We start from the raw sequence: 16,005 nt of genomic DNA on the forward strand, positions 1-16,005 counted from the left end.
GTCCGCTACCCCCTGGGTGCAGGGAACCAACGCCGCGGGAATGCTACACGGTGGGAATTGAGGGAGTTATTTTTGAGCGGTTCCTGAGCCGGGCGCCACCGACCCCCTGGGCTACGGCGTGGTAGAGAACAAGGTCTCCTTCCACGACCTCCACGCCACCAGGCTCCACATGTTTGGGATCGATCACGAACGCTTCACGGTCAAGTTCCAAGGCCTCGACGCCAAGCTCACCGGGGTCGAACCGGCCCGCGGGATCACCGAACTGATGGCGTGTGGGCACCCCCAAGCCGAGCGAGGCCAAGCGGGGGATTGGAGAAGGCACACAAGTGCCCCGCGCCCCAGCCCCCACGCGGTGGCCCCGTTGGCAGACCTCGGTCACAAAACAAAAACTCGGGGCTCCTCTTAAAACCGCAGGATCAGGTCGACCGTCAGCCGGTTCTGCAGCACATCGCGGCGCTGAGTGACCGGGTTCTCCCAGGCGACGCCGATCTCGGTCTTGCGGTTCGGCTTGTACTTGCCGCCGAAGGCCGCGGTCACGATGTCGTTGCCCGCTACGTCAGCCGAGCCGAGGTTGAACAAGTCACCCCCTTCGACACCGGATAGGCCAAGCCGGCCGTCGCCGCTTCCGGTCCAGTGGTACAGGTTCATCTCTGCCAGCGCGTACCAACCACGGCGGAACTGGTAGTCGAGGTGGTTCGACCAGTAGTTGAAGCTCGAGTTGGCGTCGCCATCGACCGGGATAAGCCCGCCGAACGCGCTCACGTAGTGCCCACAATCACACACCTCGGCGCCACCGGTAAGGAACAGGTTGAACACCCCGTCCCCCAGCCCCTGCAGCGTCCGTGTCGAACCGACGGGGAGGCTGTAAGTAAAGCCGCCAGAGAGGAGCCGCTGGTTCTCCTCGTCACGGAACAACGCGTACTTGAAGCCCAGGTCGATGTCGGCCCAGCCGTCGTCGATCAGCGGGTTGCTCGAAACCGCGTAGCCGTCCCGAGTAGCGATAAGGCTGAGCCGTTCGGACAAACGCGCTCGCACCTGCGCCGCGTAGAGTTGGATATCTCCCCCCCCGGCCCCCTGCGGCACGTGGTGCTGCAAGAAGATGCCCCGCACCTCGGTCACGTTGCGAGGGTCTTCAAAGTAAACCGGGTTGGTCATCGGGCTGATAAAGTTGTCGAAGCAGGGCTCGGTAGGGCACGCGATGCAGCCCAGCAGCAGCCCGGGGAGCGGGCAGCCTTGGCTGCACGGGTCGTGCGTCAGCAGGCCACAGCCCAGCAGGCCGGTGTTCGGCGGGCAGCAGCCCCCCCAACCCCGGCTGCTGCAATGGATCGCGTCGCCACAGCGATCGCCCCCAAAACAGCCGCCGCAATCGGCAGCAACGCCGCAGGAAGAGGGCGCGACTTGCCAGTCGACCATAAACGCGTCCGATTCCTCCAGCACCCCTTCAAAAGACTGGGCGACCGACCCCGCAGGCTCGGCGCCCCAACCCGAGGTCGCCAAAGCCGTTGTTGCTAGCGCGGCTATCCAAAGTCGATTGCGTCGCATCGCCCTGCCTCCGTGTCAATCGTGGCTTGTTGAGCGTCCAAGCCGGGGTGACGCTCGAAACCGGGCGGCCTCCAAGCCGCGCCCATCGACAACTTCGGTCGACCACCGGCACCCACCGGCAAGTATCAGCGGCGGGACGCACAAAGATCACGATTGGCAAGAAATACCGAACCGTCGTAAGCGAATCCTGCCAAAGCGGTCCAACTTAAACCTAAGACAAACATGACATCCAAGTCACTGCTGTCCTAAAGTGCGATGGAGAGTGCCGCGGGCAGACGCGGCTATGCAAGCAACCCTTTATAACTCGCAGTTCTTGGGAATCGTCTTGGTGAGAGACTTCGTGATTAAGATGGGGCCGAGCCCAGTATCACGAAGGAGACGATGACGACGGCGCAACGCTGTGACGTGTCCATTGCCAACCGCCGCGAGGCGGTGCTGAAACTACTCCGAAGAGTACAGCCGGCTGCGGCGATCGCCCGCGAGGTTGGCGTCAGCGAGCCGACGCTGTGCCGCTGGCGGGACGAGTTGCTCGCCGGTGGTGAGCAGGCGCTCTCTGCCAAGGCAGGCAAGCACGACACCCGCGGCAAGCGGATCGCCGAGCTCGAAAGAGAGATCGAACGACGCGATCAGGTGATCGGCGAGTACACGATCGCCGACCGCATTCTAAAAAAGCTCTCGGACGCCTCCCTCTGAGCGAAGAGACCCGCACATGGATCGCCGCCGAGCTCGAATCCGAAACGGCTTCGCCCACGCCACGTCAGACGGCGGTGCTGCGGCTGGTGGGGGTGGCGCCGTCGAGTTGGCATCGTCCGCCACGCGACGGGGAGCGGAAGCGTCCCGGCCCCACGCCGCAGGCGATCCCCACCCAGATCGTCCAAGGGGTGGTCGCCATGGCCACCGGAAACCCCTGGTACGGCGCCAAGCGGATCGCCGTGATGCGCCGCCGCGGAGGCCTCGCCGTGACCGACCGCCAAGCGTACCGCGTGATGAAAGTCCACAAGCTACTCAGGCAGAAGCGGACGCGGCGGGCCGAGGTCTACCAGGCGGCGAAGCTCTTCGAGCTGCTGCGGCAGGCTCCCAACGACCGGTGGCAGATGGACGTGACGTACATCCACATCCCGGGCTCTGGCTGGAGGTATGCGGTGACGGTGATCGACTACTACAGCCGCTACCTGCTGGCGTGCTGCCTGACGCCCAGCTACAGCGGGCACGACGTGATTCATGGCCTGAAGCTGGCCCGCGAGGAGGCGGAGCGGATCCACGGCCCACTCGCCAAGAGCCCCAACCTGGTGACCGACAACGGCCCGTCCTTCATCGCCCGGCGGTTCGGCGCGTTCGTAAAGGACCGTTTTTCGCACATGCGGATCCAGTATCGCACTCCGCAACAGCTAGGACTGCTCGAGAGGTTTCACCGGACCTTGAAGGAGGAAGAGGTGTACTGGCAGTTGTACGAGAATCCGCAGCACGTGCGGGAATGCTTGGCTGTGTTCCGCGAGCGTTACAACACGCGGCGACCGCACTGGTCGCTGGCGCCGAGCGAGGGGGGCGACGTGCTGGTTCCCCGCGAGGTGTACGCCGAAGGGAAAGAGATACGCCCCCCCCGTTGGCAGAGTTGGGCCGTGGCGGCCCAGGCGAAGCTGGAGGAGATGTTGACCGCCGCGTAGGACATCCTGTCCCGGATTTCGCCGCATCCATGCGGCGACCAGGGGGGCTCATTGCCGCCCCCTGGACCCCCGGCTAGCCACTTCTCCTGTTCGAAGAAGCACAGATCAAACCGTGAAAAGGTCTCTCACAAAGCGAGCCCCGACGATGCCACTTGCACTGCGTACCAAGACATATCGGTTCCAATCCTATGTACGTCTGTCATTTGTTCACGGAATCCGCCACTCCCATACTTCACCGTCCTCAGGATGGATTTCTTCGTTCCACAGCTCGAAACCAAGCTTTCTAAGGATGGTCGTCGAAGCGCCTTCTTCGCGAAGAGTTTGAGCGGCGACTATGACCGTTGGGTCTGCCTGATTCGTGAGCCGAATTAGCTCGCTCGCCATCGCGGTTGCGAACCCAAGCCCCTCGTGCTCTGGAAGTGTGCAGTAGGCAATCTCGACCCGTAGCACACCTTCGTCCTTGGCGGGCGGGTGTTTGAAACCGCAGACGCCGACACACACATTCTCGGCAACAGCGACATAGCCTATCCAAGGGGGCCGATAGTCTAACTCCATATGAACCTTAGCGAATTCAGCTGCGACCTCGCTAATAAAAACTGGCGCCTCCTTCACTAACTCGGGTAGTTTTCCATCGGGAGTGACCGGTAGCAAAATAATACTCGGCATAGATCCTGACCCGTCTTTTCGAATCGCAGTGAAAGAGCATCCTTGATGACACGCTTCGACGTGTTGGAGTTCGGTGCGTCAGATTCATCGTTCGACGCATTCTAGCAGAGAGCCGTAAGTGCAAAGGTGTGACCCTCCCGGGCAGCGAAATGCGACCGGCAAACCTACCGCGGTTGCATCAACCTCGCTGAGTTAGGGCTCCCGCTAACGCGCGGCGGTGGACATCACCTCAGCGGGATGAGCCCAAGTTCGGAGCCGCCTCGGCGTCGCCCGTGACATGAGTGGATCGGTAACCTCACGGTCCTACAAGTGTTGCATGTCCACGTGAGCGTGGACATGGCATCCGGCTGGGGCTGGCGGCGCCGGCGCTGCCGATGCTCGTGATCGCCGCGGCCGTCAAGTTCACCAGCCCCGGGCCGGTCTTCTTCCGCCAGAAGCGCTACGGGCTCGATGGCCGCGAGATCCGCGTGTGGAAGTTCCGCTCGATGCGGGTGCAGGAGAACGGCGCCGAGGTCCGCCAGGCCACCAAGGGAGACGACCGCATCACCCCCGTGGGCCGGGTGCTGCGGAAGACCTCGCTGGACGAGCTGCCGCAGCTTTTGAACGTGATCGAGGGGACGATGAGCCTGGTGGGCCCTCGGCCCCACGCCACGGCCCACAACGAGCAGTACCGCTCGCGGATCGACGGCTACATGCTCCGCCACAAGGTGAAGCCGGGAATCACGGGGCTGGCCCAGGTGCGGGGCTACCGTGGCGAGACCGACACGCTCGACAAGATGCAGGGCCGCGTCTACTTCGACCACCAGTACATCCGCAACTGGTCGATCTGGATGGACCTGCGGATCTTGTTCGAGACCATTTCGGTCGTCTTCAAGCAGGAGAACGCCTACTAATCGCGGTTGCCCCGATGCTCATGCAAACAACGCGGCCGCGATGGCCACCGGTCAGAGGGACGGCTGTCTTCAGGAACGCCGCAACGCAGAGGGTGAACCTGTCAAATGGCGACTGACCAGCAGCATGCCCACGGCTCCGGCCAATAAGAGGACAACCGAAGCGGGCTCTGGCACCGAGGTTGTGTAGATGCGTAGCTCGGTGTCCAAGGTGTCGAGGTCGAGGTCGTTGAACGCCAGAAGGTAACGAGCATTGCCGCTCAGGATATCGACTGCCTTCTCTGAGCTCAGGCGAAAATAAACGTCCGGCCGATTTGGCGTCGCACCGGCGTAGAATCCGGCGAACTGCGTCAAGGCAGCCCCCGAGAGTGAAAAGACAATGTCGGGATTGGCTGGGACCTGACTGTTGCCCAGACCCGATAGACCCGAATCGTAGATGCCAACAAGTGAGTTCCCCGGTCCCGGATCAATCCCGGAATTGAGAAAGTCGCTGGCGACCGGCACGCCTCCCATCAGCGAGGCAACCATCCTTCCCATCTCGTCGGGGCGACTGACTTGCGACACTGTGATGTCGAACTCGACGCCCGTGATGAGCTGGCCAACGGGCAGAGTTGGCAACGCAAACGAGAACACCGAATTCCGATCCATCCGCGTTCCCGGCATCGCCGTGGTCCCAGTGGACCCTGCTTCACCAACGAAACGAACATCTGAATTATTCGGAAGGTAGGCGGGAGCCGTGTCGATCGGCGGATTCATCCGAGCATCGATCAGTGTCCGGCCGGTGAGATTGCCCCCAGTCGAGGTTGCGGTGACCACGGTCACCGCTGCCAAGGCGGTGGAGCCGCTAGCCACTACGGACAACGCCAAGCTTAGCGCAGCGACGAATGGCGCCAATCGAACGGTGGTGCTTTTCATAACAGAAGACTCGTTGAATAGAACCAAAAGAAGAGAACTATTGCACGCTCTAGCACGCACCGACAATGGACACCGACGCCATGTCCCAATCCGGGATTTCCCGTGAGGAATTGCCCGCAACCCCCTAGCGATGGATTGCCCCCGATTGTAACTGCTGCGTGCCCGCCGGAGTCGAGCGCTTGGTGATTTTTTTTCTCACGCGTCTCGTGCCATGTTGCACGGTCAGGGCAATCGCATCTCATCACGCGGCACTCCCCGTGAGAATTGCCTGAAGCGTGGCGTTGTTCCACCCTGCGCGGAGATGTTTGCCTCGGAGACTCTCACGGAGGGGAGTGTCCTGCTTGAGGATCGAGGGCGCCAGGCGGCGGAATCCAGAACCTGTTTCCTGGCCGCTGCCCTTGCGGATGCGGCTCTGATCTTCTGAAAAAGTTACATCGAGCAACCAATGCAGCGCGTTCTCCATGCCCCAGTGTCCCCGAACATGAGCGGGTAGAGCCCGCACCGCGAGTGGACCGCCGCGGCGGACCGAGGAAGAACGACGCCTCGCGGCTCTCTTTGCCGCTGGCCTCCCGGCAGCGGTTAACGGTCCATCTGGGAACATCGTGGGTGTGAACGGCGCCTGAAAACTGCAGCGCGTGGCGCCCCAAACATGCATCGCGGGTTGGTGTGGGGATGACACCGATCTTCCCCACGTTGGCCTAACGGGTCGTCGTCAAACGGACGGCTTGGCGTCTCCTTGGTCTGTCTTTCGGCGCCTCCGTCTTGCGTCTTGAAGGCGGTAGCTCTCGCCAATCTGCCCGAGGACCACGCAGCGGTGGGTCAGCCGGTCGAGCGCCGCGCCGGTGAGCCGCTCGCTCCCCACGACTTCGGTCCAGTTTTCGAACGGCAGGCTGGTGGTGACCACCAGGCTTTGCCGCTCGTGGGCTTGGCCGATCTGGTCGAACAGCGGCTCGGCGCCCACCTTGCTGGCCGGGACGTAGCCGAGCTCGTCGAGCGCAAGCACTTCCTGTCTCGGCGATCGCCTTTGCGTTGCTGCCGGTGTGGATGGATCAACGATCGCCCGCTCTCGTACATGCTCATCGGCCTGAGCACGCTGACCGGCGGCGCCCTCCACATCGGCGCCTTCTTGGGCCGACGCGCGGAGCGGCGCGGGAGGCCGTTGCATTGACCCCCCCAAACTGCGGTCCGAAGCGTAGTGGCTGAGAACCAGCTCCAAGTGCTCTTGGCCTTCCCCCAATCGATGATCCAGCCCGTATCAGCGAACCTGGGCTAAGGGCGCCGCTGCCTTGCCCGTGCGGAGAAGTCTGCTGAGGCGTAGCCAATGCCTTCGAAGCGGAGGTAAGGCAGCGGTCGACGATCTCCGCCGGTGGTCTTCCCCCCTGAAAGTAAGCCATCCGGAAGGAGAGAACCCCGCCCGCCGGCTCCCCAAACCTCGGGCGCAACGCACATCGAAGAGCTCCCCCGCAGCCGCCCCATCCCGCCGGAACCGCCAAGCACGCGCGATCGTGGTTTCTTGGCAGCCCGCCCCGGACGCCCCCATCAAACTCGCCTCTTAACCTGCAAGACCGCGAGTACGCCGGTTCGCGGCAAAAACTTCAAAGCCGCGAACCCAACAATGCCGCCAGCCCTTTCGCCGACACCTAACGAATTCCCCGCCGGAATTTCGTTGCAATCTGAAACCGAATAGGATAGTCTCCTTTCACTTCTCTCGATCCGTTACGACCCCGCCGCTCAATTGGCCACAACTGGCATGATTTCTCTCAGGTGTCAATAAGCGCCAGAGGCAAGATGAACAAGTCGCCCAAAGGGTGACGCCCCCTACGCTGTCTCGCAAAGGCGACAGCTTATTCTTCCTCACCTCTCTCGAGAGTGAGACGACATAGGCGCAGCTTTTTCGCGGCCACACTTGCTTTCACCTTGGAGCAGACACTCGCTCCGATGGGTTGGCACGATGCTTCTACACCGCAATCATCGTGCGCGATGCTTGCCAGCCCCTCAGGCCTCGTTGCGAATCGCCTTTCAGGAGTTCGACGATGCGATCTCTATCGTCTAGAAGAACCAATTCTGTGGAACGTCCTACGCCACGCAACCCGAGGGCGCTGCGATTCGAGCCTTTAGAAGATCGGCGGCTGCTTGCCGTTTTTACGGTGATGAACCTGCTGAACAGCGGGCAAGACTCCCTTCGCGACGCGGTGCTTCAAGCAAACGCGAGTCCCAACGCGGGGGGCGTTCCCGACCGAATCGAGTTCCAGGCCGGTCTCAACGGCCCTATTCTACTCACCAGCCGGATCTCCATCAGCGGCGATGTGGTCATCGACGGAACCGGCCACAATATCACCATCGACGGACAGCTGAACACCCAGTTGCTTTATATCGAGTCGCCGCTTCTTACCGCCAATATCGATGTGACCCTCAGAGCGCTTACACTCCAGAATGGCAAAGACGTTCTATCAGGCCCCAACAGCACGGGGGGCGCGATCGAATCGGGAGGCGTCGATCTGACGATCGACGGCGTAACTTTCGCTGGAAATCAAGCAGGCTTTGGGGGCGCTATCGCAGCCAAGGGAAACCGCTTTGTAAACAACACGTCTGTTCGAATTATCGACTCCTTGTTCACAACCAACGTAGCGCAATTCAACGGAGGTGCGATCGACAGCAACAGCGATGCGGTCGTACAACTAGAAATCTTGCGGAGCCGGTTTGTCAACAATGCCAGCGGATTTGGCGGCGCCTTGATGCACAACGAAGTTCTTTCTATCCGCGAGAGTGAGTTCACCGGCAACACCGCACAGAGCGACGGCGGCGCCATCGCCTTTCCCTTTGTCTCATTCCTGTACCCACAAACGATCGCTAACAGCACGTTTACGAGCAATGTCGCCGGCAACGCCGGCGGCGCGATCAGCTGGATAGCAGACGTCGCGGGCGCAGATATTAGTCTCGTCAATAATACGATCACCAACAATTCAGCGGGTTCAGGCGGCGGGCTGAGCTACCAACCGGTCTCCCTCGGCGCTCCGACGCTTGAAAACAACATCATCGCGTTGAATACGGCTACCGGCGGCGTCTCGCCGGACTTATCCGGCGCTTTTGATCCGCTCAGCACAAACAACTTGATCGGCGTCGTCACAGGGTCGACGGGCATCAACGCCTCGATCAACCTGGTTGGGGCCAACCCCGACTTAGGCCTCCTCGCTTTCAACGGCGGCCCCAATCAGACGCAGACGCGCGCCCTGCTGGCGCAGAGCGCCGCCATCGACGCCGGCAGCAACGCCTCCGCGACTGGCTTGGTGACCGATCAGCGAGGCTTCCTTCGGATCTCGAACGGCACGGTTGACATCGGCGCCTACGAGGTTGCCGGCACCGAAGGAGCGATTCACGGGCAAAAGTGGCACGATGTTAACGGCGACGGCGTTCGCGATCCGACGGAGCCTGGGCTCGATGGCTGGACCATCGAAGTCATCGATAGCGTCACCGGCGCCGTTGTCGCCTCGCAGTTGACCCGCAGCATGGACATGGACGGCGGCGGCATCGACCCCGTTTCTGAACAAGGGCTGTTCTGGATAAGTGGCGTGCCCGCTGGGACCTATCGGGTGCGCGAGCTCGCGCAGCCCGGCTGGCGGGCGACTCTGCCGACCAACGCATCGGGTGAGTACACCGTGACCGTACAAGCAGGACTGCCGCTTCAAGGGGTCGACTTTGGAAACTTCCTCCCAGGCTCCATCCATGGCCAGAAATGGGACGACCTGAATGACAATGGTCTGAAGGACCCCAATGAAATCGGCGTCGACGGCTGGGTCATCACCGCGGCCGAGCAGGGCGGCGGAGGGCTGCACCTAGCCCAGATCACGCGAGAGATGGACCTGAATCATGACGGCGTCATCGATCCAAGCACGGAGAAGGGGTTGTACTGGTTTGGGGACCTTCCTCCTGGGACCTATTTTGTGGGCGAGTCATCCCGGCCCGGCTGGCATCAATCGTATCCGTCCGCTCCGGGCGGCCACTTCGTGGCCATCAACGCCGGCCAGATCGAGGCGGACGTCAATTTCGGCAATAACCGGGACACCGGCTCGATCCACGGGTTTAAGTTCATCGACTTCGACGGAGACGGTTCCTACAACTCGGATATCGAAGTTCCGTTGCCGCACATCAAGATCGGCCTGTTCGGCGATTCGGACGGCGACGGCGTCAACGAATTGACGCTCACCCACACAGACGAGAACGGGGATTTTTGGTTCACCGATCTAGTCGCTGGCCAATACATCGTCAGCGAGTCGCCCGGAGACTATATTCCCACGACGCCTACGTCCGTCAGCCTGACGGTGTTTCCCGACATAGAGCTTGTCGCGTTTGCCGGCCAGGCAATGCTGCGGCCAGACCAAACAGAACAGGTCCTGGGATCGGCCCTGATGTTCGGCAACCTGCCGCCGAGCTCGATCCACGGCTTCAAATTCACCGATGCAGACCGAAACGGTGTATACGATCCGCTTATCGACGAGCCCTGGGCCGGCGTGTGGTTCGGTCTGTGGGGCGACACGGACGGTGACGGGGACTCGGAATTGAAGAGCGCCGTGACCGACGCGAGCGGCAACTTTTGGTTCACGGGGCTCCACGCGGGACAGTACACCGTGTCGGAAGTTCCGCCGGACGGATCGATTCCAACGACCCCTTCTTCCGTGACGGTGACGGTTGGGATCGGCCAGGAGCTCGTGGCGTTCGCCGGGCAGGCGATGCTGCTGCCGGGGCAGACGGAAGTGGTCGTCGGCGCCCCATTGATGTTTGGCAACGCCACAAACACGGGGTCGATCCACGGGCAAAAGCTCGAACTGCTGACGCGACAATGGCGTAACGCGGCTGGAACGGGCGGCCTGCAGGACAACTACGCCGCCGGCAACACGGAGACAACCAATCCAAGTGCAGGATTATTGCAGATCGCGAGCAACCTTGGAGCGACGGTCGCCGGATACGATTCGAACTCGGTTGATCGGTTCTTCATCGACACGTTCTACGGCCTGCCGACGGGGATCATATCGGCCACGGTCAGGATCGGCCTCCGCTCAAATGGGGGAGGCTCAAGCAATGACACGATCGGATTGGGAGTTTTCTCCAGCGCCGGCGTGCTCGTGGACCCGCAGGCCTATTTTAGCGCCTCACTCAACAGCCTTCCCGCTGGCCCAATCAAGACCATTAGTCTACCAGCGACGATGCTCCCGTTTCTTAACGGCGGGCAGCTCGACGTGAGCGTGCAGGACGACACGGCTGTCGATTTCGTGGAGCTCTGTGTCTACTCTGAAAGCTACGTGCCCCGCGACGGGTGGACGATCGACCTGCTGGACACCGCCGGAAACGTCGTGTCGACGCAACAAACGATGAGCATGGACGTCGATGGCAATGGCTCCATCGACCCCTTAACCGAGCGGAGTCTCTTCTGGTTTCAGAACCTTCCGGCGGACGTCTATCGAGTCCGAGAACGGGCGGGCAATCCCTTCGTTTGGCAGATCGTGTCCCCGTCCAGCGGAGAGTACTTCGTCTCGCTGCGCGGCGGCGAAGTCATCAACGGACGAGACTTTGTCAACGAGAACCAATTGGTGTGGTGGACGTCGTGCTGGGCCGTTGATTTGCCGGATCCAGAGCTTTCCTTCGGGAATCTCGTCGACGGGTTTACAAGCGGTTTTATCGCCGACGGTCCGCTGACTGGCGTCCTGACCTTTGACGGTCTGTCCGGGGTTATACCGGCCGATCAGTACCTGCTGTCTGACGGCGTGTTGTTTGACAACCTTGGCGACTCGTTTGGCGCGGTTCCTGAGGGCGGCGTCAACGCTGAGAATATTGATGGCTACGATGGGTCTTACAACACAGATGGCGACACGGTCTACGGCAAGTATCCAAACCACTTGGAACCCTTCACGATCGTGTTCACCCAGCCGGTTTCAAAGGTGGGTAGCTTTATATTCACCGGCAGGGAGGGCCCAATCGATGTGTTGTCGATCTCGCTGTACGATACGGCTGGTAATCTGCTCGATACACGCGAGGTCCAAGTGCTGCCCTTCGCGGATTCGGACAACAGGGAAGGATTCTGGGGCGTCGAAGCTACGGGCGATGTGATCGCCCGCGTAACAATCCGCAACAACAATCCTATCGACTTCGGCAACACGCTAGGGATTGACAACATCTACTTTGCACGTCTACAGGATCCCAGCGCACGGCCGGGCGACTACAACGGCGATGGCGCCGTCGACGCGGCCGACTACACCGTGTGGCGTGACACCCTGGGCCTGGGTGGTCCGCCTCCTTTCAGCGGCGCGGATGGCGACGGGGATGGCGAAGTCACGCAGGCTGACTACAACGTGTGGAGGAGCCACTTCGGAGAGGCGCTGCCGCAGGGAGCGGGCAGCGTGTCGAGCACGGGTTCTGCTTTGGGGCAGCAATCCACTTTAGGCAGTGGCGCCGCGGTGCTTGACTCGGTCGAACCTGCGTTTGAGATTGGCAGAGCGACTGACCGAGCGCTGGCTGAGTCCAGACCGACCGCTGTTGAATCGAAGAACGGGATTTTAAGAGCGGCTGACTTGGCATTGCTCGATAGTCGATTCACACGGCACGACTCGTTCTCTCGGCCGCGAGCGCGGGTGAACCCGTTTCGCTTCGCCGATCCCGTCCACGATTCTCTTCTGCTGTTGTTGGCTAACGACCGCGTGGGGCATAGCACACGGCAAGGCTGGTCCTCGACAAGCGATCGCGAGGGCGGCGACGATCGTGTCGATGGCTCCGACGGCCAGAGCTTGACCGACGAACCGCTTGCTTTGGCGCTGGCGGAATGGCGGTGAGTCTGGACGGGCGCCGGAGTGTTGCGTGTTCTTATCGCTCGAACGGCCTTGTTGATGAACCCCAGACGGCCGACGGCATGCCGGAGGGTGACGAACCCGTTGCTCAGTTTGCAGCGGGGTGCGACCTTGGTCGCCCGATTGGCGAGCGTTCGGTTCTTCAGGCGGTCGCCTGAGTTGGTCCGGAATCGAAACATGGCGGCCCCTGCCCAGCCGCGTCGGTGGTAGGCGATCGATTTCCTCCAAGCCGTCTTGCTGTTGCGGCGGATCTGTTGCAGGCGCCCGTCGCGTACCAGCGGCTCGACCGCATCGCCGTCCCGGGTGTTGGCGCCCATCACGACCCGGGCGACGATGGTGTGGGTGGCGGGATCGACGGCGAGGTGAACCGTCCGCCAAGTGCGACGCTTGTCGACCCCGCGCTTCTTGCGCTTCCACGCCCGCTCGCCGCAGACCTGCAGGCCCGTGCGGTCGACCACGACGACGATCGGGTGCTTGGTCTCACGCACGTCGTTCAAGACCCCCAGCTTGGCCGCTCGCTTCGCCCTTGCCTGGACAAAGGGCAGGTTGATGGCGCAGCTAGCGCAAGCCGCCTGGTCAATCGCCCGAGTGACCGCTAAGGCCTCATGGAAGCAGTCTCCTTGCCAAAGCCGAAGCCCTTTCCGCGGCCGGACCCCGCGGCTGATTTCGTGCGGAAGCAAGTGGCCCCTACCGGCGGCGTTTCGGGCTGGCCACAATCCGGCGGCGTTCGAGCTTGTCGAGGACTTCCATAAACCGCGGTCGGTTGCGGTACTTCTCCCGAATGTGCTTGACGAGTTCGGTCCAGATGTTGTCGCGATCGAGCGACCGCAAGACAGGCCGCATCTTGCGGAGGCAGTCGGCAGCGGACTCGTACGCTCCTTGGTTGGCGTGCGGGAGGTGCATCTCGAGCTCGCGGCGGTAGACCTCGAGAGCTCGCTCAGGATGCGACTTGGCTACGGCGGCCGCGACGCGAGAGGCGAGCGCCGCGGTGGCGTCCGACGCCGTCGCACGGGGGGCTCTCCCCGACTTTGGCGTCTCGTCGTCGACAATCGCGTCGTACCACCGGAGGGCTTCGTCTGGCTTCTTCTCGGCGATGGCGAGATCGACCAGGACGTTGCGGTAGTTCCTCTGGCGATCGAAGGGACCAGGCGGACTCAGGAACGCCGCGGCGAGGTAGTCGGGCAGCGGCAGCGGCCAGCCCGTTTCACTGGAGAACCTGAGAGTCGGCGGCGAAGGCGCCGCAGCGGCGACCCTCCGCTTCGCGGACCCCGCCCCCTTCTTCTTCACGGCAGTCTTCGCCGCCTTCGCGGGGGCCGCTTCGCAGCGGATCGGGGCAATCCCCGTTTCAAGGAACTGTTCGGCGCGGCGACGAACGGCGGGGCCGCATTTGGCTTTTTCGGCGGCGCCGACGAGGTCTCGGAAGGACCGGACACTGGGACGGCGAAAGAACTCGCACGCGGCCCGCGCCGCGACGATGTCCCATTGCTTGCGGCCGCGGGCCAGATCAACGAGCCGGTCGGCCAGATGGGCCGCGCTGCCAGGGAGTCTTGCCCGGGTCTGCTCGATCCCCTCCCGCGCCCAGCGTTCCGCGTCGTCGAAGCGTTTGAGCCGCATCAAGTGATCGACCAGCCGTTCGTAGCTGCCCGTGCGCCGGGCCTCTGCTTCGAATACCGAGAGGGTCTCGTCCTGCCGGCCGGCCTTTTCGAGGGCCTTAACGAGCCAATTGCTGAGCGAGTCGCGGCGGTAATTGCGGGTCCAACGATCAGAAACCGCATCGTCATCCGCACCCGCGTCGTCGTCCCCGCACTGCGGCGACGAGGGGTAGAGCCGGCCAACCAGAACGTCGGCGACGGCGGACCAGTCGGCCCGCGTCCGTCGCGCGGCGAGGATCGTTGCGGCCGGTTGACCGACGTAGTCCCACTGGTCGAGCTCACAGGCGTCGATCGCGTAGAGGATCTTTTCGGCCGGCGCCAGCGACGAGGCCGCAACGGCGGCGAAGAGCACTGGAAAACACTCGGCCAGGGCCAGGCCGGTCTCGCCCTCGTCGTGCGACTGCCCGACTTGGCTCATCCCCCGTTCGAGAAGCTCCCGGCCCAGGTCGACGACCGCGTCGGCATGGCCGAGTTCGGCAAGACGTTCGAGGCGATGCTTGAGCCGGCTGTAGTCGGGCGTGTGGCCGTCGTGCTGCCAATGGTTTTGCCAGCCGATCTCGGAAGTGACCGACCGCAGCTCGTTGCGAGCCTCGCCGATCAGCCGGGGAGCGTCCCCCTCGGCTAGGAGGATGCGTTCCTGGAACTCCTGGCGGAGTTCGGGAAAGCGATTCACGAGCGCCAGCACGAGCGTCGCCAACTCGTCGGGGGGCTTCTTGACCACGTCGGCCCGAATCAGGGCGTCCCATTCGGCGCGCGAGCGACGAGGCGTTTTGGGGGCGGACCCTGCGCGCTTGGCTTTCCCGGAGCTGCCGCGTGCCCGTCGACGAGCATCCCCCCTGGGGCCGATCACCGCCGATCTCAACGAATCGTCGGCATCGGCCCCATCCTCATTGTCCCCTACGTCGCCGGCCGCATCGTCGAAGGAGGCTTCTTCGCCTGCGTATCTATCGACCGCGGACCCCGCGAGGCGGGCCCAACGAGAGTCGTCGTCCGCGGCAGCGGGGGGTGTTTTGCCGTCAGCGACCTGCGCCAGGTACTCGGCGATCACGGCGACCGCATGCTTGCACTGATTGCCAACCGGGCAGGTGCAGGCGCCGGTGATCCGGTCGCGAGGCTTCCGACTCGGGTCGAGCTGCGCCGAGGTTATGTAGCTTCGTGTCCCCCGAACAGCGGCCAGCAGCCGGCCGTCGCTGGAAACGCCCAAGTTCTTCACTTGGCCGCCCCGCTGGTAGGAGCGGCCGCGCTGAACGCTGCGCTTGTCGAAGGCCCGGTCAAGGTCCTCCCACGTGAGCTTGGCCCAGGCGGCCGCGTGGGGAGTAGCGGCCACGGCGTTCGGCGGGTCGAGGCGTGGAGCAGACGTCTTCTTGCGAGGCATCGGGGGGGGGGCCTGCGTCGTGAGCGAGCGGTCGATTGACCCAGTGTAGTGGGGTCTGCGCAGTGCGCCGATTGCCCGACGATCGAGCGGCCGTTCAACAGCCGCACGGTCAACGAAGCGAACACAAGGTCTCTTGAAGGGTCGTTGCATACCAGGTCCAGCCGTCCGGTCAGGCCAGACCCGGCGGCGGCAGGATTGGGGAGTCGTGCGGAACGCGAAACCTTTAGACACAAGAGCCGCACCAAGCCCTCGATTAGTCAGCCCTGCGATCCATTTGCCGCCGACATTAAGCGGCCGCGTCTGACCTCGTATCAAATTGCCTCAGCCGTTCAGCCGATCCTGCCTCGGGTGCGATTATCGCCGCAGCGTTTGCGTCGGCTTGTGCGGCTAGAGTTGTTCGCAAGCTGCGGGCGGTGGTGCTTTTTGGCAGAACCAGTTCTCGACTTGGAGTCGACCGCAAATCGC

At 62.7% G+C, this 16,005-nt stretch carries 10 protein-coding genes and 2 pseudogenes; 5 read left to right on the forward strand and 7 right to left on the reverse strand.

The window, feature by feature from the left end:
- Positions 1 to 103: 103 nt before the first annotated feature.
- Positions 104 to 406, forward strand: a pseudogene (locus Pla175_RS26900) (DUF1501 domain-containing protein); the annotation flags it as partial.
- Here the strand turns inward: Pla175_RS26900 and Pla175_RS13715 are convergent.
- Positions 403 to 1,542 carry a hypothetical protein gene (locus Pla175_RS13715; RefSeq protein ID WP_145285823.1) on the reverse strand — a complete coding sequence of 380 codons (1,140 nt, stop codon included), beginning with the start codon at positions 1,540 to 1,542 and terminating at the stop codon, positions 403 to 405. The pseudogene Pla175_RS26900 and the gene Pla175_RS13715 sit on opposite strands and share 4 nt — an antisense overlap.
- A gap of 381 nt (positions 1,543 to 1,923) precedes the next feature.
- On the opposite strand from Pla175_RS13715, the gene Pla175_RS13720 reads away from it, so the two are divergent.
- Positions 1,924 to 2,235 carry a helix-turn-helix domain-containing protein gene (locus Pla175_RS13720; protein ID WP_145285827.1) on the forward strand — a complete coding sequence of 104 codons (312 nt, stop codon included), beginning with the start codon at positions 1,924 to 1,926 and terminating at the stop codon, positions 2,233 to 2,235.
- Positions 2,236 to 2,299: 64 nt separating this feature from the next.
- On the opposite strand, the gene Pla175_RS26820 is transcribed toward Pla175_RS13720, so the two are convergent.
- Positions 2,300 to 2,434: a hypothetical protein gene (locus Pla175_RS26820; protein WP_261342783.1), complete on the reverse strand. Its 135-nt coding sequence runs from the start codon at positions 2,432 to 2,434 to the stop codon at positions 2,300 to 2,302.
- Between Pla175_RS26820 and Pla175_RS13725 the strand changes: the two genes are divergently transcribed.
- Positions 2,433 to 3,206: a DDE-type integrase/transposase/recombinase gene (locus Pla175_RS13725; protein ID WP_145285831.1), complete on the forward strand. Its 774-nt coding sequence runs from the start codon at positions 2,433 to 2,435 to the stop codon at positions 3,204 to 3,206. The genes Pla175_RS26820 and Pla175_RS13725 overlap by 2 nt on opposite strands.
- 207 nt (positions 3,207 to 3,413) lie before the next feature.
- On the opposite strand, the gene Pla175_RS13730 is transcribed toward Pla175_RS13725, so the two are convergent.
- Positions 3,414 to 3,872 (reverse strand): GNAT family N-acetyltransferase, encoded by a 459-nt coding sequence (locus tag Pla175_RS13730; RefSeq protein WP_145285835.1) that lies wholly within the window; start codon positions 3,870 to 3,872, stop codon positions 3,414 to 3,416.
- 368 nt (positions 3,873 to 4,240) lie between these two features.
- Here Pla175_RS13730 and Pla175_RS13735 point away from each other — a divergent pair, with 368 nt between their 5' ends.
- On the forward strand, positions 4,241 to 4,765 hold the full coding sequence (locus Pla175_RS13735; protein WP_315851519.1) for an exopolysaccharide biosynthesis polyprenyl glycosylphosphotransferase: 525 nt from the start codon (positions 4,241 to 4,243) through the stop codon (positions 4,763 to 4,765).
- Between the two features lie 69 nt (positions 4,766 to 4,834).
- Here Pla175_RS13735 and Pla175_RS13740 read toward each other — a convergent pair whose 3' ends face one another.
- Both Pla175_RS13740 and Pla175_RS26565 read right to left on the reverse strand, forming a co-directional pair.
- A complete protein-coding gene (locus Pla175_RS13740; protein WP_145285843.1) occupies positions 4,835 to 5,677 on the reverse strand; it encodes a PEP-CTERM sorting domain-containing protein in 843 nt (280 codons plus the stop codon).
- Positions 5,678 to 6,389: 712 nt separating this feature from the next.
- The gene (locus Pla175_RS26565) at positions 6,390 to 6,680 is read right to left on the reverse strand and encodes an ATP-binding protein (protein WP_315851487.1); all 291 of its coding nucleotides are present in this window, start codon (positions 6,678 to 6,680) and stop codon (positions 6,390 to 6,392) included.
- A 1,063-nt stretch (positions 6,681 to 7,743) separates the two neighbouring features.
- Here Pla175_RS26565 and Pla175_RS13755 point away from each other — a divergent pair.
- Complete coding sequence (locus tag Pla175_RS13755; protein WP_231953894.1) at positions 7,744 to 12,498, forward strand: choice-of-anchor Q domain-containing protein; 4,755 nt, start codon at positions 7,744 to 7,746, stop codon at positions 12,496 to 12,498.
- 335 nt (positions 12,499 to 12,833) lie between these two features.
- On the opposite strand, the pseudogene Pla175_RS27130 reads toward Pla175_RS13755, so the two are convergent.
- Positions 12,834 to 12,974 (reverse strand): annotated as a pseudogene (locus Pla175_RS27130) (transposase); the annotation flags it as partial.
- Positions 12,975 to 13,200: 226 nt separating this feature from the next.
- On the reverse strand, positions 13,201 to 15,540 hold the full coding sequence (locus Pla175_RS26030) for an SWIM zinc finger family protein (protein WP_197526813.1): 2,340 nt from the start codon (positions 15,538 to 15,540) through the stop codon (positions 13,201 to 13,203).
- Positions 15,541 to 16,005: the final 465 nt, after the last annotated feature.

This window comes from Pirellulimonas nuda, assembly GCF_007750855.1.
Classification (GTDB): domain Bacteria; phylum Planctomycetota; class Planctomycetia; order Pirellulales; family Lacipirellulaceae; genus Pirellulimonas; species Pirellulimonas nuda.